The sequence below is a fragment of the Oerskovia enterophila genome (assembly GCF_001692445.1).
GTDB lineage: Bacteria > Actinomycetota > Actinomycetes > Actinomycetales > Cellulomonadaceae > Oerskovia > Oerskovia enterophila.
Genome location: NZ_MAQA01000009.1, coordinates 32136 through 56024 on the forward strand (window position 1 = coordinate 32136; position 23889 = coordinate 56024).

Sequence of the window (23889 nt, forward strand, 5' to 3'; positions counted from 1 at the left end):
CTGCGGGAGCATGGCCCTCACATCCTGAAGAGCCCGAACCGCGGGCCCTCGGTCGGGGCCAGAGGCGTGCGGGCGCACACGTCGAGCGCGAGTCCCAGCACGCGGCGCGTGTCGGCGGGCTCGATGATGCCGTCGTCCCAGAGCCGGGCCGTCGCGTAGTACGGGTCGCCCTGCTCCTCGTAGCGCGAGCGGATGTCCTCGCGGAACGCGGACTCGTCGTCGGGCGCCCACTGCTCGCCCCGCGTCGCGAGCTGGTCGGCCTTGACCGTCGCGAGCACCGACGCGGCCTGCGGGCCGCCCATGACCGAGATCCGGCTCGCGGGCCACGACCACAGGAAGCGCGGCGAGTACGCGCGCCCGCACATCGAGTAGTTGCCCGCCCCGAACGACCCGCCGACCACGACCGTCAGCCTGGGCACGCGCGTCGTCGCGACGGCCGTGACCATCTTGGCGCCGTCCTTGGCGATCCCCCCGGCCTCGGCGTCCGTGCCGACCATGAACCCCGAGATGTTCTGCAGGAACACGAGCGGGATGCCGCGCTGGTCGCACAGCTCGACGAAGTGCGCGCCCTTGAGCGCCGACGGGCTGAACAGGACCCCGTTGTTCGCGACGATCCCCACGGGGTGCCCGTGCAGGTGCGCGAACCCCGTGACCAGGGTGTCGCCGTACTCGCGCTTGAACTCGTGGAACACGCTGCCGTCGACGAGCCGCGCGACGATCTCGCGCGCGTCGTAGGGCGCCTGGACGTCGACCGGGACCGCACCGTACAGGCTCTCGCCCGGCCCGCCGGGCTCGTCCTGCCCGACGGCGGGCGGGACGCTCTCTCGCACGGCCCACGCGGGCGCGGGGTCCGGCGGGAGCGTCGAGACGATGCGGCGCACGATCGCGAGCGCGTGCTCGTCGTCCTCCGCGAGGTGGTCCGTGACGCCCGAGCGGCGCGCGTGCAGGTCGCCGCCGCCCAGCTCCTCGGCCGTGACGACCTCGCCGATCGCGGCCTTCACGAGCGGCGGTCCGCCCAGGAAGATCGTGCCCTGGTTCCGCACGATCACGGTCTCGTCGCTCATCGCGGGCACGTACGCGCCGCCCGCGGTGCACGAGCCCAGGACCGCCGCGATCTGCGGGATGCCCGCGGCCGAGAGCCGGGCCTGGTGGTAGAAGATCCGGCCGAAGTGGTCACGGTCGGGGAAGACCTCGGCCTGGAGCGGCAGGAACGCGCCGCCCGAGTCGACCAGGTAGACGCACGGCAGCCGGTTCTCGAGCGCGATCTCCTGGGCCCGCAGGTGCTTCTTGACCGTGAGCGGGTGGTAGGTGCCACCCTTGACCGTCGCGTCGTTGCACACGACCAGCACCTGGCGGCCCTCGACCAGGCCGATCCCCGCGATCACGCCCGCACCGGGCCACTCGCCGCCCAACATCCCCTCGGCCGCGAGCGGCGCGATCTCCAGGAACGGGCTGCCCTCGTCGAGCAGGTGCTCGACGCGCTCGCGCGGCAGCAGCTTGCCGCGCGCGACGTGCCGCGCCCGGGACGCCTCGGGGCCGCCGAGCGCGGCACGGGCCGTGCGCTCGCGCAGCCCCGCGACGAGCGCTCGCTGGGCCGCGTCGTTGGCCCGGGCCGTGGCGGAGGCCGGGTCGACGGTCGTCCCCAGGACGTCGCCGACGCCCGGCGCGCGCGTGCTCGGGAGGGTCGCGGTCACGACGTGCCCCCCGTCCGGCGAGCGGCCTGGTCGTCAGGGTCAGCCGGGTCGCCCGGGTCGCCCGGGTCGCCCGCGAGCAGCAGGGCGAGCGCCGGGTCGGCGAGCAGCGCACCGAGCTCGGCGAGGAAGCGGGCGCCCTGCTCGCCGTCGACCACACGGTGGTCGAACGACAGGCTCAGCGTCACGACGTCGCGCAGCGCGACGTGCCCCTCGTGCTCCCACGGGCGGCGGCGCACGGCCCCGACGCCCAGGATCGCGGCCTCCCCCGGGACCAGGATCGGCGTCCCGGCGTCGACGCCGAACACCCCGACGTTGGTGATCGTGATGGTCCCGCCCGTCAGCCGCTCGGGCGCGGTGCGTCCGCTGCGGGCCGTCGCGGTGAGGTCCGCGAGCGCCTCGGCGAGGCCCGTGAGCCCGAGCGTGTGCGCGTCGGGCACGTGCGGCACGACGAGCCCTCGCTCGGTCGCGACCGCTATCCCCAGGTGCACGCGCGGGCTGTGGACGATCTCGGCGCTCCCGTCCGGCAGGTCCTCCCACCGGCTGGCGAGCGACGGGTGCCGCGGCAGCACGACGCACAGCGCCCGCGCCACGAGCGCCAGGACCGTGATGCGCGTCCCGCGGGCGAGCGGGTGGCTCCGGAGCCGGTCGAGGAGCTCGGTGCTGGGCGTGACATCGACCGTGAGGAAGACGGTCGCCTGGGGAGCGGTGAACGCGCTCGCGACCATCGCGGCGGCGGTGTGCTTGCGCACGCCGCGCACGGGGGTGCGCGTCTCGCGGGTACCAGGGTCGCCCGTCCGGCGGCCGGGGGTCCCGTCGGCGCGCAGGCCCGACGGCGTCGCTCCCGGCCCGTCGCCAGGTCGCGCGGCTGCCGCACGGTCGCCACGAGCACCACGGTCCGACGGCGTCGCTCCCGGCTCGTGGCCCGGCGCGGTCGGCGTGCTGTCCGCGTCGGGCGGGGGGAAGCTGCCGGCACGACGGGCTGCCGCGCGGGCCAGCCCGGACTGGCCGAGGATGTCGCGCAACGAGGTCGGCGCGAAGCGCCCCGTGGTGCGGAGCGCGGCCTCGTCCCCGTCTGTCCCGGTGGTGTCGTGGCCCGCCGTGTCGCGGTCGGCGACGTCGCCGGTCACGAACCCTCTGGACAGCGGACCCGCGGTGGCCGTGCTCGGCAGGCCGTGGACGCCGTTGCGCTCGCGCCCCGTCCCCGCTCCTCGACCGGCCGGGGCGCCGGTCCCTGTCCCGGTCCGGTGGCCCGTCGCCTGTTCGGGCCCTGCGGCCGTGCCGTCCCTGGCCCCGGCCTGCGCGCAGCTCACGGCCGACAGGACGTCCTCGCGGGTCACGAGCCCACGGGCACCTGTCCCGACGACCCGTTCGAGGTGGACCCCGAGCAGCTTGGCGAGCCGGCGCACGGGCGGCGTCGAGCGCGGTCGCTCGGCCGGGACGGCCTCACCCGCACCCGCACCCGCGATGGTCCCCGTACCGGTGCCGGGACGCTGGCCGGGCGCCGGCTCGTCCGTCGAGATCGGGCTGGTGGGGGTTCCGACCGGGCCTTCGACCCCCGTACGCCCGTTCTCGATCGCGGCGCGAGCCGGAGCACGTCGGGCACGTCGCGCGGGTCGGCCCGACCGCTCCGGCCGCGCCCCGTACCCGACGAGGTTCGGCTGAGGCGCCTCCTCGGCGACCTCCGCGTCACCGCCGGCCGAGTCCCCCGCGGAAGCCGCGCCGTCGGGCACCCGAACCGCCGTACCAGCGCCCGCCGAACTGCCCGCGGACGCACCGCCGTCGGGCGCTCGACCCGCCTGACCCTTGCCGGACGCCCTCCCCACGGACGCACCGCCGTCGGGCCGCGTGCCCGCGGCACCGCCTGACGAGGGCGTGCCTCCCGGCGCCTCGCCCTCGTCGGGGACCTCGAACGTCACGAGGGGTTCGCCGACGTTGACCGTCTGCCCCGGCTCGGCGTGCAGCACCGTGACGACCCCGGCGTAGGGCGAGGGGAGGTCGACGAGCGCCTTGGCGGTCTCGACCTCCGCGATGACCTGGTTCAGCTCGACCGTGTCGCCCGCGGCGACGTGCCAGCTCACGAGGTCGGACTCGGTGAGGCCCTCACCGAGGTCGGGCAGGCGGAACTCGCGCGTGCTCATCACCGTGCCGCCCCCTCGAACGCCGGGCTGCCGGACTCGTCGTACGCCCCGCGCCCCAGGACGCGGTCCACGCCGTCGAGCAGGCGGTCGAGGTCGGGGACCTGGTGCTGCTCGAGCTTGGCGGGCGGGTACGGGACGTCGTGCCCCGTGACGCGGAAGGGCGCGGCCTCGAGATGCTCGAAGCAGCGCTCGGTCGCCGCCGCGGCGATCTCGGCGCCCAGGCCCGCCTGGTGCGGCGCCTCGTGCGCGACGACCAGGTGGCCCGTCTTGCGGACCGACGCCGCCACGGTCGCGTGGTCGATGGGCGAGAGCGAGCGCAGGTCCACGACCTCGACCGACACACCCTCGTCGGCGGCGGCGACGGCCGCGTCCCGGGCCGTCGTCACGAGCGACCCGAACGTCACCAGCGTGACGTCGGTGCCGGGCACGACGACGCGCGCCGCGTCCATGGGCGGCGCCGAGCGGAGGTCGGCCGCCTCGTTGACCTCGCCCTTGAGGTGGTAGCGACGCTTGGGCTCGAAGAACACGACCGGGTCGTCGCACGCGATGGCCTGCTGGAGCACGGTGTAGGCATCCTGCGGGTCGGAGACGGTCACGACACGCAGTCCCGCGGTGTGCGCGAAGTACGCCTCGGGCGACTCCGAGTGGTGCTCGGCCGCGCCGAGCCCCCCGCCCACGGGGATGCGGATCGTGATCGGCAGGCGCACCGCACCGCCCGTGCGGGCGTGCATCTTGGCGAGCTGGGACACGATCTGGTCGAACGCGACGTACACGAACCCGTCGAACTGGATCTCGCACACGGGCCGGTAGCCGCGGTACGCGAGCCCCACGGCCGTGCCCAGGATGCCCGACTCGGCGAGGGGCGTGTCGAGCACGCGGCGCGGCCCGAACTCCTTCTGCAGCCCGTCGGTCACGCGGTACACGCCGCCGAGCCGGCCCACGTCCTCGCCCATGACGACGACCTTGTCGTCGTTCGCGAGCGACCGGCGCAGCCCCGCGTTGAGGGCCTTGGCGAGCGTCAGGGTGGTCATCGGGCGCCTCCGGTCGGTGCGTCGGTGCCGGTCGCAGGGTCGGTGGTGCCGGCGGCGGGGTCGGCGAGCCCCTCGCCGTCCGCACCGTCGGCGAACCCTTCGAGGTACTGCGCGTACGCGGCGCGCTCGGCCGCGAGCGCCGCGTGCGGCTCGGCGTAGACATGGTCGAAGATCGTGAGCGCGGGCGGGTCCTCGAGCGCGATGCACCCGGCCCGCAGCTCGGCCGCGGCCCGGTCGGCGACGCCCTGGACGCGGGCCTCCTCGTCGGCGGTCAGCATGCCAAGCCCCGTGAGGTAGGTCCGGTAGCGGGAGATCGGGTCGCGGCCGGTCCAGGTCTCGAGCTCCGCGGGGTCGCGGTAGCGCGTGGGGTCGTCGGCCGTGGTGTGCGGCCCCATGCGGTAGGTCACGGCCTCGACGAACGTGGCGCCGCCGCCGGTGCGGGCCCGGTCGAGGGCCTCGTGCGTCACGGCGAGGACCGCGAGGACGTCGTTGCCGTCGACGCGCACGCCCGGGAGCCCGAACCCCGCGGCGCGGTCGACGAGCGGCACGGTCGACTGGAGCGTCACGGGCTCCGAGATCGCCCACTGGTTGTTCTGGCAGAAGAACACCACGGGGGCGCCGTAGGTCGCGGCGAAGACGAACGCCTCGTTGACGTCGCCCTGGCTCATGGCGCCGTCGCCCAGGTAGGCGACCGCGACGGCGTCGGCACCGTCGTTCTGGATGCCCATGGCGTAGCCCGTCGCATGCAGGGTCTGGGCGCCGATGATGACCTGAGGCGTCGCCATGTTGACCGCGTACGGGTCCCAGCCCGACGCCGTCACGCCGCGCCACACCCGCACGAGCTCGACGAGCGCGACGCCCCGCGTGTACGCCACGGCGTGCTCGCGATAGCTCGAGAACACGAAGTCGTCGGCGCGCAGCGCCCGGCCCGACCCGATCTGCGCGGCCTCCTGGCCCAGCAGCGGGGGCCACAGCGCGAGCTCGCCCTGGCGTTGGAGGGCCGTGGCCTCGGCATCGAGGCGCCGCACCACGATCATGTCCTCGTAGAGGCGCAGCGCGAGCGCGGGGTCCGCGTCGAGCCCTTCGAGCCATCGGTCGTACTGCGTCGATCCGTGCCGTGCACCGGTCTCGTCGAGCAGCTGGACGGCGTCCAGCCCCGTTCCCCGCACTACCCGGCTGTCCACCTGGCTGGGCGTCATCGCGTCACCTCGCGTCTGCTCCCGTGCTCACCGTCGAGCACCCCGGCGCTCCTCGTCGAGCACCGGATACCGCGAACGTAACCCCACCCCGCACATGGCTCCAGTCATCACGGAAAGGCTGGGCAGTGTGCTGCGCGTCACAGGGATAGGCTGAACACTGTGCGCAGCTACGATGCCGTCGACCTCGATCTCCTCGTCGCGCTCGCGAAGGACCCACGCGGCACGATCGTCGCGCTCGCCGAGCGCCTGCGGCTCTCGCGGAACACGGTGCACGCACGCATGGCCCACCTCGAGGAGGCCGGTGCGTTCCTCGACTTCGACCGGCGCATCGACCCGGAGTTCCTGGGGCACCCGCTGACGGCGTTCATCGAGGTCGAGGTCAAGCAGAAGGAGCTGAGCCGCATCGTGGCGACGCTCGCGGAGATCCCCGAGGTCCTCCAGGCCCACGGCCGCTCGGGCACGTCGGACCTGCGGGTACTGGTCGCGTGCCGCACCACGGACCACCTGTTCCGCATCGACGCCGCGATCCTCGCGATCGACGGTGTCGAGCGCACCGAGACCTCGCTCTCGATGGGCGAGCTCATCCCCTACCGGGTGCGGCCGCTGATCGAGCGGGCGCGCAAGACCCTCTGACGAGGGCGGGGGCTCACCCAGCGGCAGAGAGGTCGACGGCGGAGTAGTCGACGGCGGAGTAGTCGACGGCGGAGTGGTCGGCGGCGGGGGCTGGCAGCGGGGGCCTCAGCGAGCGGCGGAGTCCTTGACGAGCAGGTTCGGCTGGGCGGGAACAGCGTTCGCTGAGCAGGAGACGCTCCTGGTCAGCCGAACAGCCCCGACACAAGCCCCCGGACCCGGCGTGGGCCGGGCCAGCGGGGGCAACCCGTTCCCTCGTCCTCACCGCAGGTCGCGCAGGTACGCCGCAGCGCCGTCGAACGCGGCCATGCGCCGCTCGTAGTAGACCGCGAGGATCAGCAGCAGCCCGCCCGCGGCGGTCAGCGTGAGCATCCACGGCCCGGCCGAGATGGCCGTCCCGAGCTGGCTCACGAACACCACGAGGATCTCGACCGGGAGCACCACGACGCCCAGGACGAACGGTGCCGCGAGGTGCAGGCGCGTCCCGACCAGCACGGCCGCGAGCGCGAGCCCGACCACGAGCACGGCCCGCCAGGTCCGGGCGTCGGTGTAGGTCGCGAGGACCGAGGGGCCCAGCGTCGCGGCGATCCCGACCGCGAGCGTGCGCCACGAGCCCACGAACCCGACGGGCCAGTCCGCGAGCCGCGCCACCGGCGCTCGTCCCGGCGCAGGCGCAGGACCCGACGACGCCACGAACGCCAGGTACCCCGCGACCAGCAGGCCCGCCCCGAGGGGCAGGGAGAAGACCTCGACACGCAGCTCGCGCGGGGACCAGGCGCCGATCGCGGTGACGAGCGCGAGCCCCCACACGAACCACGCCGGGGGCCAGCGCAGGTCCTCGGGCGCCGTCGCGCGCAGCGCCTGGCGCACGGTGTGCACGACGAGCACCAGGAGCGCGACCTCGAGGGACCAGGTCAGGACGATCGCGGTCCAGCTCTCGCCGACGGCGGCCACGGGCCCGACGACGGCGAGCACCATCGCGGGCGCGACCCACCACCGCCGGGCCGCGGGGGCGAGCGGGAGGTGGGCGACGTCGTCGGGCCCGGCGCCCGTCGCCCCTGGCCCCGTGGACGCCGCCGACACCAACCGGTGCCCCGCGAGCGCCGCGAGCGCGGCCCCGGCCGCGGACCAGGCGAGCGCCCCGAGGTAGGTCGCCGTCGGGTCGTCCCCGACGGCACCCGAGGCCGCGACGAACCGCAGCGCGGCGGCCAGGCCGCCGACCGACGCGAGCACCGCCGCGAGCGACAGGTACGTCGCGGCATCCCTCGCCCACGAGGTGCTGACGCGGGTGCCGCGGGCCGCGAGCCGGCGGGCGACCTCACCACCGACGACGAGCACGAGCCCCAGGGCGAGGAGCACGGGGTTGCGCCACGGACCGGCGTCGGGCAGGAGGATCGAGACGAGCAGCGACGGCACCACGAGCAGTGCGAGGCCCCCCGCGACCAGGCGTCGTCCACCCGGTCCGCGGCGCGCGAGGATCCCGCCGACCACGACCGCCGCGAGCGCGGGCGGCGCGGTGTACGCCTCGACGAGACCGACCCCGAGCAGACTCAGCAAGGACCACAACGCCCCGACCCACAGCGCGGCCGCGAGCCACCACGTCCAGCGGCGGGCGGGTCGACCCGCGACGACCGCGGCGCCGGTCCCCAGGACCAGGAGCACGATCATCGCGGTCTCGGGCCCCGCCGAGACGCGCACCAGCGAGAGCAGGACCGCGACCGCGGCCGTGACGAGCGTGCTGACCTCGACCGCCCGGCCGACCGGCTCGGTGTGCGCGTCCGGGAGCCCGCGCGCGCCGAGGAACGCGAGGGCCTGCGGGACGGCCACGGCCGCGCCGGCCGTGAGGATCGCGACGAGCGGGAGCACGACGGGCGACCCGCTGCCCGGGACGAGCTCCGCGCCCAGGCACACGAGCACGACCGAGGCCGTCGGGAGCAGGAGCCCGGCCGCCGCGACCCGCACAGCGCGCGTCATCCCGGGGCGTCGTGTCAGGACCAGGACGGCCTCGAGCGCGAGCATGGTCGCGGCGGCCGCGGCCGACCAGTAGCTGCGCTCCTCGAGGACCGAGGCCACGCCCAGGACGAACGGCACCGACGTCGTGACCAGGACGGCCCACCACGAGGGACGGTCGACGGCCCGCAGGCGCGTCACGACGATCGCCACGACCGAGGCCGTGACCGACACGACCGCGAGCGCCTCGACCCCCGCGAGGCCCGCCCACCCGAGCGTCATGCCCAGGACCAGGAGCGCGTACCCGTAGCCGAGGCCCACGAGGTACGGGCGGACCCCCGCGGGCACGACCCGTCGGGCGAGCAGCAGGAGCCCCAGCACGACGGCGCCGCCCAGGACCGCAGTCGGGCGCGCGGCCCAGGACACGACGGCCGCCATGCCCGTCAGGGCGAACGTGCCCGTGAGGGCAGCTGCGGACCACGGGGCCCGGCGCGCCGCAGCCGACCGGTCGGCGAGCACGAGGAGCGCGAGGGCCAGGGCCGCGAGCAGCCCGAACGACGTGAGCGCAGCCCACGCCGGGTGCAGCGCGATCCCGGTGAGCAGGAAGAGCACGACCCACGGCAGGCCGGCGCGGGCACCCGAGCCGAGCCACGTCCCGAGGCGGAGCACGCTCAGGCCGAGGAGCGCCAGGGCGAGCGCACCGACCCCGACGAGCGCGGCCGTCGTCGTCGCGTCGTCGAACACGCCGTCCTGGGCGAGCGGGACGTCCGTGAGCGACCACTGCGGACCTGCCGCCCGGACCGATGTCAGCGCGACCAGCACGCGCGCGGCCAGGTACCCGACCGCCGGGAGGGTCGCCGTCGCGAAGACCACGAGCGCGCCCGTCACGAGCGCCTCCCGGGAGCGTGCCGTGGCCCGCGCGGCCGTCGCGGCCGCGACCAGGACGGCGCCGGCCGCGAGCCCGGCGACGGGGGCCAGGCCGATCGACCACGGCCAGTGCCCGACGCCGAGGAGCACCGCCGCGAGGACCGCCACCGCGCCCGTGACCCACCACCAGAGCCGCTGCCCCGTGCACCGGGCCAGGATCGCGGCCGTCGCCGCACCCCCGACCATGACCAGGGCCGCGCCGCTCCACCCGGGGAGCCACGAGACCGGCGGGACGGCCATGCCGACGAGGAGCGCGGTCGGGTACACGAGGTAGCGCGCGACCTGGAGCACGGTCGTCTCCGCGACCAGACGGGATCCGAGCCTGGTACCCGAGACGCGCGCGACCGGCAGCTCCAGGAGGGTCACGAGGCAGGCCGCGAGCATGCCGACCGCGTACACCCCGGACTCCGTCCCGAGGTCCCCGGACGCGCCCCCGGCGACCGCGCCCGCGAGGACCACGGGAACCACCGGGGCGAGGATCAGCCCGGCGGCGCTCCAGGTCCGCATGCGCACCAGGTGCCCGGCCACCAGCAGACCCGCCGAGACGAGGAGCAGCAGCATGCCGCGCGCGAGCGCCGGGTCCGTGCCACCGAGCAGCCCGGCGCTCAGGAACAGCTCGACGTCGACGAGCAGCAGGACGACGCCGAGCGCACCGATCGACTCGGCCGAGGCGCCCATGCCCCGCAGGCGCAGGAACACGGCGGCCCCGAGCGCGAGGAGGGTCACGACGCCCGTGACGAGCGCCCGGACCGCGAGGTCGTCCGCGAGCGTGAAGAAGACGAACACGATCGTCGCGACCGCGAGCAGCCCGGCCCCCGCGCTCGCGAGGATGGGCTGGAGGCCGACGCTCGACCGGGTCGGTGCCGGTGCCGGTGCCGGTGCCGCGGGAGCGGTGTACACCGGTCGGCGCGCTGCGCCCGCCACGGGCACGGGGGGCTGGGGGCGGGCCGGGGCCCCCTGGGCGCGGAGCCGCTCGTCCGCGGACCGCAGGGCGCGCAGACCGGCGGCTCGCCGGTCGAGCGCGGCGGCCGCGTCGCGCGACGCGCGCAGCACCTCGACCGCCCACGGCCCCGACAGGGCGAGGCCGCACGCCTCGCAGCGGGTCGACGTGAGGACGGTCCCGCACCCGGGGCACGCGTGCTGGTCGCGCAGCCGCTCCGTCGCGACCTCGACCCACTGTTCGCTCATGCGCACATCATGGCGAACTCCCAGGTCAGGCATCGGCCCGTCCCGTGGGGTGTCGGTGTCGATCAGGTGAAGGGGGTGCTCCGGGCCAGGTCGTCGTCGCGGTCCGGGTCCACCGTCCCGCCCGCGGCGCCCGCACGAACCACGGTGTCCGCGGCATCGACGGTGCCCAGCACGCCCGTCGGCACCGTCACGGCCGCGATCGCGGTCGTGAGCGGGATCGCGAGCACGAGCCCGATCGACCCGACGAGCGTCCGGACGACCTCCTCGGCGATCTCCCCCGAGGTCAGGCTCACGCCGAGCGCCTGGTCGGACAGCCAGACCGCCATGAGCAGCGGCAGGGCCGCCCCCACGTACGCGAACGCGATGGTGTAGACGGTCGAGGCGATGTGGTCGCGGCCGATCCGCATGGCCCGGGAGAAGAGCTCGCGCCGTGAGGCGCCCGGCGCGAGCGCGCGCAGCTCCCACACGGTCGACGCCTGGGTGATCGTGACGTCGTTGAGCACGCCCATCCCCGCGAGGACGATCCCGCAGATCGCGATGCCCTGGAGGTCGATCGCGGGGGCGTAGGACGGGAGCCAGAGCGCCTCCTCGGACGTGAGCCCGGTGATGTGCGAGGTCCGGGCGCCCCACGCGGCCAGGACGGCCGTCAGCGCCAGACCGACGAGCGTGCCGACCATGGCGGTCGACGTCCGGGCCGTGAACCCGTGGGCCACGTAGAGCACCACGAACATCACGGCCGACGACGTCACGAGGGCCACGTAGAGGGAGCTCTGGCCCGAGAGCAGCGCGGGCAGCGTGAACTGCCCGATCACGACGAGCGCGACGGCGAGCCCCGCGAGCGCCGCGAGCCCGCGCAACCGGGCGACCGCGAGCACGAGGACCGCGTAGGCGATTGCGAGCAGGGCGATCGGGATGCCGCGCTCGAAGTCCAGGAAGACGTAGGGGGTCCCCCCGTCGCCCGCGGCCTGCTCGATGTGGAGGAGGCGGAGCCTGTCGCCGACCTCGAAGCCGTGGTGGACGTACTCGGGTGGTGCGACCACCTCGACCTCGGTGCCGTCGTCGAGACGTACGGGGACCAGACCGGTCTCGACCTCAGCCTCTCCGGTCACCTCGCCGAACACCACGAACGCGCCCTGGGCGGTCACCGGGATCTGGTCCGGCACGTCGGCACCGCGGGGCCAGAGCGCGACGAGCCCGACGATCGTCAGCACCAGCGCGGGGACCAGGATCGCCGCGAGCACGAGCCGGACCCGTCTGCTCGCAGGGGGCGTCGGGCCGTCGCCGTGCGCGTGCGCGTGGGCGGGCCCGCCACGGTCAGGACTGCTCCGTGCTCGCCGTGCTCGCCTCGTCGGGTGCTGCGGGACGCTCATGGTGCCCTTCGGTCGGGGTCGGGCGCACGCCCTGGACCCGCCCACCTTAGAGAATGAGAACAGTTATCGCTAGCGCTCCACGCCCGACCGCCACGCACCCAGGGCACGACACAGGCCCGGGTGCCCGACGTCGTCGGGCACCCGGGCCTGTGTCAGTGGTGCGGGGCGCGGCCCCGCGGTGCGGCACGCCTCAGCGTGCCGCGAGGATCACTTGGTGACGGCCTTCTTCAGGAGGCTGCCGGCGCTGATCTTGACACCGAAGCCGGCGGGGATCTGGATCTCCTCGCCGGTGCGGGGGTTGCGGCCCGTGCGAGCGGCACGCTCGACGCGCTCGACCGAGAGCAGGCCGGTGACCTTGACGGCCTCGCCGTTGCCGAGCGACTCGACGAGGACTTCCTGGAACGCGTTGAGGGCGTTCTCGGCCTGAGCCTTGGTCAGGTCGGACTTTGCGGCGATGGCCGAGACGAGCTCAGACTTGTTGAGCGACATGCGGATCCCTTCATCGGTTCACGCCTCGCGGTGGGCACCGCGCGACGTTGAGGTCTCAGTTTGCCAGCCGTGAGGCGGGACTTCGTGGACAACACTAAGGAATCTACGGGGGTTTCCGCGCGTTTCCGCGCCGAACGTGTTTCTCTGAACGCGGAATCTTGCCCGTTTTGCCCTGAATGTGACCTACTTGGCGCCCCCGGGACCCCCGGAGGAGCTCCACGCGCACAAGATCCGCACACGCGAGAGGCGCTCGACGACGCGCCCACAGCCCCGTTCGCCGTCACTCGGCGCGCTGCAGCACGCCCCGGTACGCACGGAGCCGCCCACCCCGAGGGGTGGGCGGCTCTCCTGGCCACGAGCTGGCGACCGCGGCCCGACGACGAGCGACGGCTCAGCGGCCCTCGCTCTTCGCGGCACCTCCCGTGGCGCCCTTGCCGTAGCGCTGACGGAACTTCTCGACGCGGCCGGCGGTGTCCACGACGCGCGCGGTACCCGTGTAGAACGGGTGGCTCGCGCTCGAGATGTCGACGTCGACGACCGGGTAGGTGTTGCCGTCGGTCCACACGATCGTCTTGTCCGGACGGCCAGGACCCGACGCGCTGGTCCCCGCGAGGGTGGAACGCGTCAGGAACGCGAAGTCGGCCGAGATGTCGCGGAACACGACCGGTCCGTACTCGGGGTGGATGTCCTTCTTCATGGGTGCTCCTCTACGACTCTCGACTGCTGGGCTCTCGACGGGTGTCGACTACCAGCTGGACTTGGTGACGCCCGGCAGCTCCCCGCGGTGCGCCATGTCGCGCAGCCGGATGCGGGAGAGGCCGAAACGCCGGTTGTACGCGCGCGGACGACCGTCGACCACGTCGCGGTTGCGCAGGCGGGTCGCGCTCGCGTCGCGAGGCTGCTTGCGCAGCTCCGTCGCGGCCGCCTCCTTCTCGGCGTCCGAGGCGCTGGGCGACGCGATGATCCTCTTGAGCTCGGCGCGCCGCTCGGCGTACCGAGCGACGATCACCTCGCGCTGCTCGTTGCGCGCGATCTTGGACTTCTTGGCCATGCGGCTCCCCTTACCGTTCCTCGCGGAACGCGACGTGTGCCCGGGCGACCGGGTCGTACTTGAGCAGGGTCAGCCGGTCCGGGTCGTTCCGACGGTTCTTGCGGGTCACGTACGTGTACCCGGTCCCTGCGGTCGAGCGCAGCGTGACCACGGGACGCAGCTCGGTGCGTGCTGCCATCAGACCTTCTCCCCTCGAGCGATGATGCGTGCGACGACCGCGTCGATCCCTCGACGGTCGATCGTCCTGATCCCCTGGGCGCTCACTCTCAGCCTGACATGCCGGCCCAGTGACGGCACCCAGTAGCGCTTGTGCTGGATGTTGGGGTCGAAGCGACGCCTGGTCCGCACGTGCGAGTGCGAGATCGAGCGGCCGAACCCCGGCGAGGTGCCGAGCACCTGGCAGACGGCGGACATGAGCTTCCCTTCGGTGGGTCGTGGAGACCCGACGGTACTTACTGAGAACGATTCTCGTCAAGAGGTATGCTCTCGACTGATGAGAACCGTTCTCTGTAGAGGTGGAGCGTCCAGATGCCCGCAGATATTCCCGGGGCCCCCGGCACGGCAGCGAGCCGCCGCGCGGCCTCACCGGCCCCGACGAGCAGCGGCTCGGCCGCCGACCCGAGCGACGCGCCGGGCCGCATCCCGCTCAGCGCGCTCGCCACGATCGACCCGGTGCTGCGCGACACCGCGGTCTTCGGGCTCGTGACCGACACCCCGCGGTCGGTCGTCCTGCGCCACGACATCCACGCCGAGGACGGGACCCTGCGCCGACTCGTCGTGGACGCGTCCGGGGTCGTCGAGGACACGCTCGTCGACCTCGAGCACGCGTGCCTGTCGTGCGCGGTCCGCGAGGACGCGATCCCCACGCTGCGCGGCCTCGCACGCGACGGACGCTGGGACCAGGTGCTCCTCGCCCTGCCCGTGTCGGCCGAGCCGCTGCCGGTCGCGCGGGCCCTGGGCGGGGCTACCCGGCCCGGCGGCGCGCTCGACGGGTTGCGGCTCGCCACGGTCCTCACGGTCGTCGACCTCGCCGCGGTCGAGACCGATCTCCTCGACGACGACCTGCTCGAGGAGCGCGGCCTCGCGCTCACCGCCGCCGACCACCGCTCGGTCGGCGAGGTGCTCGCGGCCCAGGTCGAGCACGCCGACCTCGTGGTCACGACGGGCGCGCCCTGCCCGGCCCTCCTGGACGGTCCCGGGACGCCCACCCGACGCCCCCTGCCCGACGGCGCCTCCCACCCGGGCACGTCCGCGGCGGTCCGCGCCGCGCAGGACAGGCGGCACGCGAGCGCACGCACGGGATCGGGCCTCGTCGACAGGCTCAGGGCCGACGGCTCGACCCGGCTCGACAGCCTCGACGGGCTGCATCTCGCGGACCTGTCCGCGGCGACGCACGACGCGACCCGCGCCGAGCGCCGCGCCCACCCGTTCGGGGCGCGCGCCGTCGTCGGGCAGGACGAGGAGACCGGGACCTGGACCCTCGAGCTGTCCTCCGACCTGCCGTTCGACCCGCAGCGCCTCCTGCACCAGGTCCGGCGCCTCGGGACCGGGCGCCTGCGCAGCCGCGGCGTGTTCTGGGTCCCCAACCGGCCCGACTCGATGTGCGCGTGGGACGGCGCGGGCGGGCAGCTGAGCATCGGAGAGGTCGGGACGTGGGAGGACCTCGCGCCCCGGACCCGGCTGGTCTTCACGGGGGCGGCCGACTCGGCCGGGGACCGCGACGAGCTGCGCGCGGCGTTCACCGAGATCCTCGCGACGCGCGAGGAGGTCGCCGACGGCGGGCTGCGCTGGCTCGGCCGTGAGGACGTGCTCGCTCCCTGGCTCGGGGCGCGCACCGACGCCGTCTGACGACGGGCAAGGCCCCGGGAACCGTCGTGGGTCCCGGGGCCTTGCTCGTGGTGCTCGACGGCCGGCTCGCACCGGCCGCCGACCGTCCGCCGGGAGCACCCCCGGCGGACGCCTCGCGGGCTAGCCGCAGCTCGTGGCCGCGTACTCGCTCTCGATCGTGGTCGTGACCTCCTTGCCGTCGACCGTGGCGGTCGCCGTCACGGTCGCCGTGCCCGCCTCGATCGCGTCCTTGCGGGTCGCGAACGTCTGGCTGGCGCTCTTGCCCGGCTGGACCTGCTGGAAGGTCTTGGTGCCGAACGGCGTGGAGATCTTCACGTCGACCGGGAAGTCCTCCTCGTTGACCGCGCGGACCGCGAGCTGGACGCGCGAGGCCGTGCACTGGGCCTTGGCCGTCGTGGTGACCTCGAGCTCGGGCTCGGGCTCGACCGGGTCGGCGCAGGACACCTTGGCGGAGCCCCAGTCGGCGTGGTCGTTGCCGTTGCCGTCGCCGCCGTCGGTCACGATCAGGTCGAGGTAGCGGACCCCCGTGACCGGCACGTCCAGGTCGACGGTCTTGCCGCCGCCCTTGAGCACCTCGGTCTGGGCGAGCTGGGTGCCATCACCCACGACCTTGAACTGCACCGTGCCCTTGGTGCCCTGGACGTCGTCGACCCCCACGGTCGCCGTGAACGCGTCGCACTGCGCGGCGAGGAAGACCCGGACCGACGAGTTCGCGTGCGTGCCGAGGCCCTTCTCGTGCGCGACGCCGCGCAGCGAGAGCGGCTTGCCGTCCTTCTCGCCCTGCTCGCCGTTGGACAGGTCGCGCTCGACCGGTCCCCACCCGTTGGTCGTCGAGACGAACGGCAGGTCGCTGACCCAGTTCTCGCCACCGTTCGGCGGCACGACGACCCACACCGACTGGCCGGCCTCGACCGACCGCTCGCCGACGGGCGCTGCCGTGGTCGTGTACGAGCCGCCCGAGGTGAGCGTGTAGGCGTCGGCGGTGATCTTGCCGTGCGGGGTGACCTGCCACGTCGTGGTCAGGACGCCGCCGGCCGGGAGCGTGGCCGCGGTCGAGGCGTTGGTCGCCTCGACCTCCCAGCCCTCGGGCACGTCGAGCGTCACCGCGACGTCCGCGACGGCCACGGGCTCGTGGACCGTGAGGCGCGTCGTGACGGTGCTCGCGACGTCGGGCTCGAACGCGACGGGTCCGGGGGACACCGTCAGGGACGCGCAGGCCGGGGTGGCCTCGGCCGGACCCAGGTCCACGACGCGGAAGTCGTCGAGGATCAGGTCGGACTGGTTGCCGCCCGCGGTGAGCTTGCGCAGCCCCACCCAGGTGTCGCCGCAGCCGCTGGCCACGACGTCCTCGGAGAACGTCGCGGTCGTGCGCTGCTGCCCCAGCGGGGTCGCGTGGGTCTCGACCGACGCCGGGGCGCCGCTCGCGACCGAGTCGTAGCCCGTGACCCACTGGTACTCGCCGCCGTTGCCCGACTGGTAGTCGAAGCTCACGCGGTACTGACGCCCCGCCTCGAGCTTCACGGTGCTGGGCACGGTGCGGTAGACGAGGCCCTTGTTCTCCTCGTGCGCCTTGAGCGACCAGTCGCCGGACAGCGCGTCGTCGACGAGCTTCCCGTTCCAGCCGGCCTGCGTGTAGGGCGCGTTGCGCTGGGCGATGTGCGTGCGCGGGTCGGTCACGCCGCCCGCGTCGCCCTTGACGAACGGTCCCCAGCCCTGGGGCACGTTCTCGAAGTCCTCGAACGCGACGACCGTGCCGGTCTCGCCCTCGACGGCCGGGGCCACCGAGCGCGTGGCGCTCACGACGCGCAGGTCGTCGACCCGCACGACGGCGTCGCCCGCCGAGGCGGAGACCGTCAGCGTCGGGCGGGCCGGGCCCGTGACGTCGACGAGCACCTGGACCCGCTGGTAGTAGCGGTTGTTCTTCTCGTCGGCCGCGACGAGGTTCTTGGCGGTCGAGCGCTCGACGACGGTGCTCGCGGTCTGCGCGACGCCCTCGCCCGAGACGGACAGGGTGGTCGAGCGGGACTTCCCGGGCTGGACCTCGACCCACGCGCTCACGGCGTAGGTCCCGGTCGAGAGCTCACCGAGCTGCTGGCTCAGCGACGAGGCGCCCGCACCGAGCGTCGCGACGCGCTGCCCGTTGGACAGGGTCTCGATGCCCGTGGTGCCGGTCGTCTCGTACGCGTCGAGCGTCGCGGCGTTGAAGCCGGGGTCGACGATGCCGCTCGCGGCGCCCCACGCGACGTCCTCGGCCGAGGGGGTCGCGACGCCCTGCGGGTACAGCACGTAGGGCTGGCCCGCGGTCGCGTCGACCGTGACCTTGCCGCCCGTGACCGGGACGTCCGCGACCTTCTCGCGGCCCGTGGTCGTGAGCTTGTACATGGTCAGGCTCGTGGCCCCGGCGAGCTCGTCCGTGAGGGTCCACGTGGTCGAGCCGCCGGCCGGGTTGTAGTGGTAGAGCTTGCTGCCCTCGGCAGCCTCTCCCTCGAGCCCGGGGGCGTCGGACGCGTTCCACGGCAGGAGGTAGGTGCCGCCCTGGGCGACGACGGCGTCCCCGACGAGGATCTGCCGGTCGGCCGCGGTCGTGCCGCGGGCCGAGACGTCACCCGTGAAGTCGATCCGGTCGGTGCCCCAGCGCACGATCTCCTGGTGCTGGAGGAACTTGGTCGGGACGTTGGTCGTCCAGATGTTCTTGTAGAACGCGTTCCAGTCGGTCTGCCCGGTCCAGCCCTCGAACTCGACGAGCCGCGCGTTGCCGAGCAGCGGGTGCGGGTTCCAGGTGTCCTTCTCGGCGTTGTCGATGAAGCGCACGATCTGGGAGTTCAGGCCCTTGTTCGCGGCGCCGCCGTAGTTCTCGTCCGCGGACCAGTGGCTCCACAGCGAGTTCGCCTCGAACTTGTCGGACCACTCGGTCGCGATCTGGAGGTCGTTGGCGCGGGCCGCGTCCGCGAGGGCGCGGGCCTGCCAGCCGAAGTTGTAGTAGACGTCGACGTAGAGGAGGTCCAGGTTGCCCTGGGTCTCGTCGGCGAGCTGGCCGATGCGTGCGGCCAGGTCGCCGCTGTTCACGTCGCGGCGCTGGTCGATGTAGTACGACTGGCCGAGCCAGTTCCAGCCCTTGGCCGAGGGGTCGACGAGCTCGTCGGAGAAGGCGTTCGCCTCGGCGTAGGCCTCGGTCGCGTTGATGTGGACGCCGAAGTCGGCGTTCCAGTCGCCACCCTGCGCGAGCAGCGTGTTCATGTCCTCGAGGCCGCCCGCGCGCTCGTTGTAGTTGCCGCCGTAGTCGGGGTGCGCGGAGTCGTGCCCCTCGGAGCCGTAGCCCTTGAGCAGCGCCATCTGCCCCAGGCCGTCGGTCGCGAGCGAGATGCGCTTGACGTCGTCGAGCGTGCGCAGGAACGGGTGCGTGGCCTGCGAGGCGAAGTTGAACGGGATGTGGGTCACGACGCGGTCGGCGACCTGGTCGGCGCCGAGCGCCTTGGGGGCGGTCGCGCGGAACGCGATCGCGCCGTCCTGCCAGTCGACCTTGTCGTCGGCGTTGGCGTCGGCCGTCACGACGACGGTCGCGTACGGGAGCTCCTCGGTGACCGGCGAGCCCTGGGCCCGGTAGGTCCACGCGCCGCTCCAGACGCCCACGCGCACGCCGCCGTCGGCCGCGCGCGCCTGGCGCTGCAGGCGGTTGCCGTCCGCGGCGGCCTTGCCGTTGGCCTCGTCGTAGACGCTGTTGGTCACGATCGTGGCCGACAGCGCGCTCGTGCTCACGATCGCGTACGCGGACCCGACCGGGTTCGCGTTGACGGGGGTCTGCCCCGTGACGGACGTGAACGTGTCGCCGACCTTGCCGCGGTCCGGGCTGATGACCGCCGAGGCGACCACGGCCGACGGGTCGGCCGACGAGACCGAGAGCAGGTCGTGGCCCGGGACCTCGATGGTCCCGACGCGGAACGCCTCGGTGTCGGTCACGCCCGTGACGCGGAACGTCACGGCGCTGCCCTCGACCTCGAGGCGCGTGTCGATGCTGACGCCCGCGAGGTCGGGGAACGTCAGGCGGTAGTCCCGGTTCGTCTCGCCGGGCTCGCCCGCCTCGACCGCGACGGCCCGGTCGGTGCCGTTGAGGCGCACCTTCGTGACGGTCGCGGTGCTGCCCGCGAGCGAGGCACCTGACGCGCGGTCGGTGTAGCTCAGGACCCGCGGGAAGTCCGCGGCGACCTGGACGTCGAGCTGCGCCGAGCGCAGCGTGGCCGCGCCCTCGACGCTCGCGGCCGCGACCTGCTCGGCCGTCAGGCCGAGGGCCGAGAGCGACGTCGCGCTGCTCGCCGGGGTGTGGACCGCCGCGGCCGCGGCGGGCAGCGCCGCGAACGGCACCACCACCGCGGTCGCGAGCGCCACGAGGCTGCGGGCACGGCGCGAGGCGCCACCCGGGTGGGAACCGGCCCGAGGGCCAGGGGAATGTCGAACCATGTGCTGATCTCCTTCGATAGCAGTTCATCGGCCGTCCCCCGACCGACGGGCGTCACAGCTCTTCGACGTACTCCTCGGGCTCGCCGAGGACGGCCTCGTCCGTCAGCTCGAGGTCGGAACCGACCGCGTGCAGCTCGAGGACCGTGACGGTGTTGCTCCCCGCGCGCAGCAGCGGCGCGGGGACGTAGAGGGTGTGCTGGGGGCCGCGCTCCCAGTAGCGGCCGAGCAGCACGTCGTTGACCCACACGAAGCCCTTGGTCCAGCCGGGCAGGGTCAGGAAGGTGTCGGCGGGCTCGTCGAGGTCGAGGGCCGTCCGGGCCAGGACGCCCTGGGGCCCGACGGCGTGGCGAGGCACGCTCGGGGCGTCCGCGGCGTCGGGCTCACCCGCCGCCCACAGCCCGTCCACGGGCAGCAGGTCGAGCGGCAGCGACCGCGAGGTCCAGCCGTGCACGATCCGGCGCTCGACCAGGACGTCGCCCAGGATCCCCTTGTGCTCACCGAGCCGGGGGCCGTAGTTGATGCGGCCGAGGTTCTCCACGAGGATCTCGAGCCGCACGGGCACGCCCTCCCCGTGGACCGTGAGCCCGCGGTGCGAGGTCTCGCGCTCCAGCACGCCGACCTCCCGGCCGTCGACGTAGACCGTCGCGCGGTCGTGCAGCCCGAGGACCGAGAGCGTGCTGTCTCCCGGAGGGAGCACGGGCGTGGCCGTGTGGAGCACGAGCCCGGCGTTCTGTCCGAGCTCCTCGAACGTCAGGGGCGACGACCGGACGACCGCAGCGCCCGACGCCCGCAGCGCGGGCAGGAGCGGGCGCGTGCTCACGGGCGGCAGGGCGCGCGCGGCGAGCTTGGGCGACGGCACGATCCACCGGTCGTCCTGGGCGTCCTCGGGGATCCGGGTCCCGTGCGCGGCGTGCTCGGACAAGACCTTGCGCAGCGCGAAGAACTTGGGGGTCACGCTCCCGTCCTCGGCCACCGCGGCGTCCGAGTCGTAGCTCGTGACCGTGGGCTGCAGGCGGGTCCCGTCGTGGTTCGCTCCGGCCGTGAGCCCGAAGTTGGTGCCACCGTGCGCCATGTAGAGGCTCACGGAGCCGCCGAGGTCGAGGAGGTCGCGCACGTCGGCCGCGGCGCTGTCCGCACCGCGCACGTGGTGCGGGTCGCCCCAGTGGTCGAACCAGCCGTTCCAGAACTCGGCGCACACGAACGGCTGCTCCCCGCGGCGGGCCGTGAGCTTGTCGAGCGCCTGTCCGGGACGGCTGCCGAACGTGGCCGCCGCCAGCACGCCGGGGAGCGAACCGCCGTCGAGCATGAGGTCCGTGGGGCCGTCCGCCGTGAAGAGGAGCTCGTCGATGCCGCGTTCCACGAGCGCGTCGTGGACCCACGCCATGTAGGCGTGGTCGTCGCCGAAGCTGCCGTACTCGTTCTCCACCTGGACGGCCACGACCGGGCCGCCGCGGTTCGCCTGGAGCGCCGCGATGCGCGGCAGCAGCTCGTCGAACCAGGCCGCGACCGCGGCGAGGTAGGCCTCGTCGCTGCACCGGAGCCGGATCCCGGGCGTCGCGGTGAGCCACGCGGGCAGGCCGCCGTTGTCCCACTCGGCGCAGATGTACGGCCCGGGGCGCACCACCACGTCGAGTCCCAGGTCGCCCGCGAGGCGCACGAACCGCTCGACGTCGCGCCACCCGGTGAAGTCGAACGTGCCGCGCGCGGCCTCGTGCCAGTTCCACGGGACGTAGGTGTCGACCGTGTTGAGGCCCATGGCGCGCAGGCGCAGGAGGCGGTCCTCCCACAGGTCCGGGTGGACCCGGAAGTAGTGGACCGAGCCCGAGAGCATCCGGTGGGGCACGCCGTCGCGCACGAGGGTCGCGCCGTCGGCGCGCAGGGTCTGGCCGCCGGCCGGGCTCGAGGCCCGGTCGGCTGGGTCGTGCTGGCTCACTTGATAGCCCCCGCTGCAAGTCCGGAGCGCCAGAAGCGCTGGAGGGAGAGGAACGCGACGATGAGCGGGACGACCGCCACGAACGCGCCGATGATGACCATGTGCCGCTCGATCTGGCCGGCCTGGACCAGGGCGTTCCAGCTCACCAGCCCGACCGTGACGGGCCGCAGGTTCTCGGAGATGAGGACCTGCGAGGGGAGCAGGAAGTTGTTCCAGATCTCGACGAACTGGAAGAGGAAGATCGTGACGAGCGCGGGGGCCATCATCTTGAGGCTGACCCCGAAGAAGATGCGGCCCTCGTTCGCACCGTCGAGACGCGCGGCCTCGATGACCTCGTCGGGCACCGAGCTCGCGGCGAAGATGCGGCCCAGGTAGACGCCGAACGGGCTCACGATGCTCGGCAGGAGCACCGCGAAGTAGGTGTTGACGATGCCCGTCGCGGAGAACATGAGGAACAGCGGGAGCGTGAACAGCACCTTGGGGATGAGGACCGCACCGAGGACCACGCCGAACAGCAGGCCCTTGCCGCGGAACTCGTACTTGGCCAGGGCGTAGCCCGTCGCGACCGCGATGAGCGTCCCGAGCCCCGCGCCGACGATCGAGTAGAGCGCCGAGTTCGCCATCCAGACGGCGAAGATCCCGTCCTTGTACGCGAACAGGTCCTGGATGTTCCCGAAGAGGTCGAAGTTCGAGAACCACAGGGGGCTGCCCGCGAACGTGAACCCGGCGTCCTTGGTCGCCGCGACGAACAGCCACCACAGCGGGAACAGGAAGTACACGGCGGTCAGCGCGAGCACCGCGGTGACCGCGATGCGGCTCGTGGCCGTGGTCTCGATCGAGTCCTTGCGCAGGCCGTCCGGGGTCCCCTTCGGGGTGGAGCGCTTGCGGCGCAGGCGGTTGCCCGCGGTCTTCTCGGCCACGACGGGCACACTGCTCGTGGTCACGAGGACCTCCTGGACGTCAGACGGAAGAAGAGGACGGACAGCACGGCCACGCCGACGGCGAGGAGCACCGACTGGGCTGCGGCGTACGGGTAGTTGGCCGACTGGAGCGAGGCCTGCGCGGCCATGATCGGCGTGTAGCTCGCGTCGATCGCCCCGGTGCTCTGCTTGAGCACGAACGGCTCGTTGTAGAGCTGCGCCGAGCCGATGATCGAGAAGATCGTGGTGAGGAGGATCGCGGGCCGCACGAGCGGGATCTTGATGCTCCACGCGGTGCGCCACGGCGAGGCCCCGTCGAGCTTGGCGGCCTCGAGCACCTCGCCCGGGACCCCCTGGAGCGCGGCGTAGATGATGATCATGTTGTAGCCCGTCCAGCCCCACGTCACGACGTTGGCGACGGCCCACAGCGCGAGGTCCTGGCTGAGGAAGTTGACCTCGATCCCGAACCACCCGAGCACCTGACCCATGGGACCGTTGGTGGGCGAGTAGAGGAACGACCACATGAGCGCCGAGACCACGGTCGGCACCGCGTAGGGCGCGAAGCTCGAGAGCCGGAAGAACCCCTTGGCCCGGGCCGAGGCAGAGTCGATCAGGAGCGCGATCCCGAGCGCGAGGACCAGCATGACGGGCACCTGCACCACGCCGAACAGGAGAACGCGCCCGATCGAGCTGATGAACTTCTCGTCACCCAGCGCGTACGCGTAGTTGAACAAGGGGTCGAAGATCTCCTGCGTGCCGCCCAGGCCCAGCGCGTCACGCTGGATCCGGAACAGGCTCTTGTAGAGCGCGAAGAGGATCGGTGCGACGTACATCCCGACGAACAGCACCACGAACGGTCCGACGAACCAGATCGCGTACCGGCTGGTCCGGCTGCGCGGCCGCCTGGGCGGCGTGGCCGCCGTGGGCTTGGTCTCCACCGGCGGCGGTGCCGCCGACGTCAGGCTCGTGGTCATGGTGGGTTCCTCAGGGGGATGCGTCGTGGTGCCCGACGACGTCACGCGCCAGGGTGCACCGGTGCTCGGAGGTGCGTGGCGTCGTCGGGCCT

The 23889-nt window shown here is 73.6% G+C and carries 17 protein-coding genes and 1 pseudogene; 2 read left to right on the forward strand and 16 right to left on the reverse strand.

Going from position 1 to position 23889, the window contains the following annotated elements; all coding sequences use genetic code 11:
* Positions 1-17: 17 nt before the first annotated feature.
* The 5 genes and pseudogenes from OERS_RS05450 to pdhA form a co-directional block, all read right to left on the reverse strand.
* A complete protein-coding gene (locus tag OERS_RS05450) occupies positions 18-1646 on the reverse strand; it encodes a carboxyl transferase domain-containing protein (protein ID WP_068625074.1) in 1629 nt (542 codons plus the stop codon).
* Positions 1647-1690: 44 nt separating this feature from the next.
* Positions 1691-2419, reverse strand: coding sequence for a 2-oxo acid dehydrogenase subunit E2 (locus OERS_RS22420; RefSeq protein WP_457920624.1), 729 nt, complete (start codon positions 2417-2419; stop codon positions 1691-1693).
* 603 nt (positions 2420-3022) lie between these two features.
* Positions 3023-3832: pseudogene (locus tag OERS_RS22425) on the reverse strand (biotin/lipoyl-containing protein); the annotation flags it as partial.
* Positions 3832-4863: an alpha-ketoacid dehydrogenase subunit beta gene (locus OERS_RS05460; protein ID WP_068625034.1), complete on the reverse strand. Its 1032-nt coding sequence runs from the start codon at positions 4861-4863 to the stop codon at positions 3832-3834. The gene OERS_RS05460 and the pseudogene OERS_RS22425, both read right to left, overlap by 1 nt.
* Positions 4860-6062, reverse strand: coding sequence for a pyruvate dehydrogenase (acetyl-transferring) E1 component subunit alpha (gene pdhA, locus OERS_RS05465; protein WP_068625035.1), 1203 nt, complete (start codon positions 6060-6062; stop codon positions 4860-4862). The genes OERS_RS05460 and pdhA overlap by 4 nt, the downstream gene beginning before the upstream one ends.
* A 159-nt stretch (positions 6063-6221) precedes the next feature.
* Between pdhA and OERS_RS05470 the strand changes: the two genes are divergently transcribed.
* The gene (locus tag OERS_RS05470; protein ID WP_056644442.1) at positions 6222-6695 is read left to right on the forward strand and encodes an Lrp/AsnC family transcriptional regulator; all 474 of its coding nucleotides are present in this window, start codon (positions 6222-6224) and stop codon (positions 6693-6695) included.
* A gap of 258 nt (positions 6696-6953) precedes the next feature.
* Here the strand turns inward: OERS_RS05470 and OERS_RS05475 are convergent, their stop codons facing one another.
* The 7 genes from OERS_RS05475 to rpmB all read right to left on the reverse strand — a co-directional run bounded on the left by OERS_RS05475 (position 6954) and on the right by rpmB (position 14081).
* Positions 6954-10757: an SCO7613 C-terminal domain-containing membrane protein gene (locus OERS_RS05475; protein WP_068625036.1), complete on the reverse strand. Its 3804-nt coding sequence runs from the start codon at positions 10755-10757 to the stop codon at positions 6954-6956.
* 62 nt (positions 10758-10819) lie between these two features.
* The gene (locus tag OERS_RS05480; RefSeq protein ID WP_083201245.1) at positions 10820-12127 is read right to left on the reverse strand and encodes a YibE/F family protein; all 1308 of its coding nucleotides are present in this window, start codon (positions 12125-12127) and stop codon (positions 10820-10822) included.
* A gap of 207 nt (positions 12128-12334) precedes the next feature.
* Entirely contained in the window at positions 12335-12616 is a 282-nt protein-coding gene (locus tag OERS_RS05485) for an HU family DNA-binding protein (protein WP_056644436.1), read from the reverse strand.
* Positions 12617-13007: 391 nt separating this feature from the next.
* The gene (locus OERS_RS05490) at positions 13008-13313 is read right to left on the reverse strand and encodes a type B 50S ribosomal protein L31 (RefSeq protein WP_056644431.1); all 306 of its coding nucleotides are present in this window, start codon (positions 13311-13313) and stop codon (positions 13008-13010) included.
* 48 nt (positions 13314-13361) lie between these two features.
* Complete coding sequence (rpsN, locus tag OERS_RS05495; protein WP_056644428.1) at positions 13362-13667, reverse strand: 30S ribosomal protein S14; 306 nt, start codon at positions 13665-13667, stop codon at positions 13362-13364.
* 10 nt (positions 13668-13677) lie between these two features.
* The gene (gene rpmG / locus OERS_RS05500; protein ID WP_056644425.1) at positions 13678-13845 is read right to left on the reverse strand and encodes a 50S ribosomal protein L33; all 168 of its coding nucleotides are present in this window, start codon (positions 13843-13845) and stop codon (positions 13678-13680) included.
* Positions 13845-14081: a 50S ribosomal protein L28 gene (rpmB, locus tag OERS_RS05505; RefSeq protein ID WP_056644422.1), complete on the reverse strand. Its 237-nt coding sequence runs from the start codon at positions 14079-14081 to the stop codon at positions 13845-13847. The genes rpmG and rpmB overlap by 1 nt, the downstream gene beginning before the upstream one ends.
* A gap of 114 nt (positions 14082-14195) precedes the next feature.
* On the opposite strand from rpmB, the gene OERS_RS05510 reads away from it, so the two are divergent.
* A complete protein-coding gene (locus OERS_RS05510) occupies positions 14196-15515 on the forward strand; it encodes a CobW family GTP-binding protein (protein ID WP_083201246.1) in 1320 nt (439 codons plus the stop codon).
* 120 nt (positions 15516-15635) lie between these two features.
* On the opposite strand, the gene OERS_RS05515 is transcribed toward OERS_RS05510, so the two are convergent.
* The 4 genes from OERS_RS05515 to OERS_RS05530 are packed head-to-tail and all read right to left on the reverse strand — an operon-like array spanning position 15636 to position 23797.
* Positions 15636-19970 (reverse strand): endo-alpha-N-acetylgalactosaminidase family protein, encoded by a 4335-nt coding sequence (locus OERS_RS05515; RefSeq protein ID WP_083201247.1) that lies wholly within the window; start codon positions 19968-19970, stop codon positions 15636-15638.
* 52 nt (positions 19971-20022) lie between these two features.
* Complete coding sequence (locus OERS_RS05520; RefSeq protein WP_248948381.1) at positions 20023-21903, reverse strand: glycoside hydrolase family 35 protein; 1881 nt, start codon at positions 21901-21903, stop codon at positions 20023-20025.
* Positions 21900-22847 (reverse strand): carbohydrate ABC transporter permease, encoded by a 948-nt coding sequence (locus tag OERS_RS05525; RefSeq protein ID WP_248948383.1) that lies wholly within the window; start codon positions 22845-22847, stop codon positions 21900-21902. Before OERS_RS05525 ends, OERS_RS05520 begins: the two co-directional genes overlap by 4 nt.
* Positions 22844-23797 carry a carbohydrate ABC transporter permease gene (locus OERS_RS05530; protein ID WP_056761102.1) on the reverse strand — a complete coding sequence of 318 codons (954 nt, stop codon included), beginning with the start codon at positions 23795-23797 and terminating at the stop codon, positions 22844-22846. The genes OERS_RS05525 and OERS_RS05530 overlap by 4 nt, the downstream gene beginning before the upstream one ends.
* Positions 23798-23889: the final 92 nt, after the last annotated feature.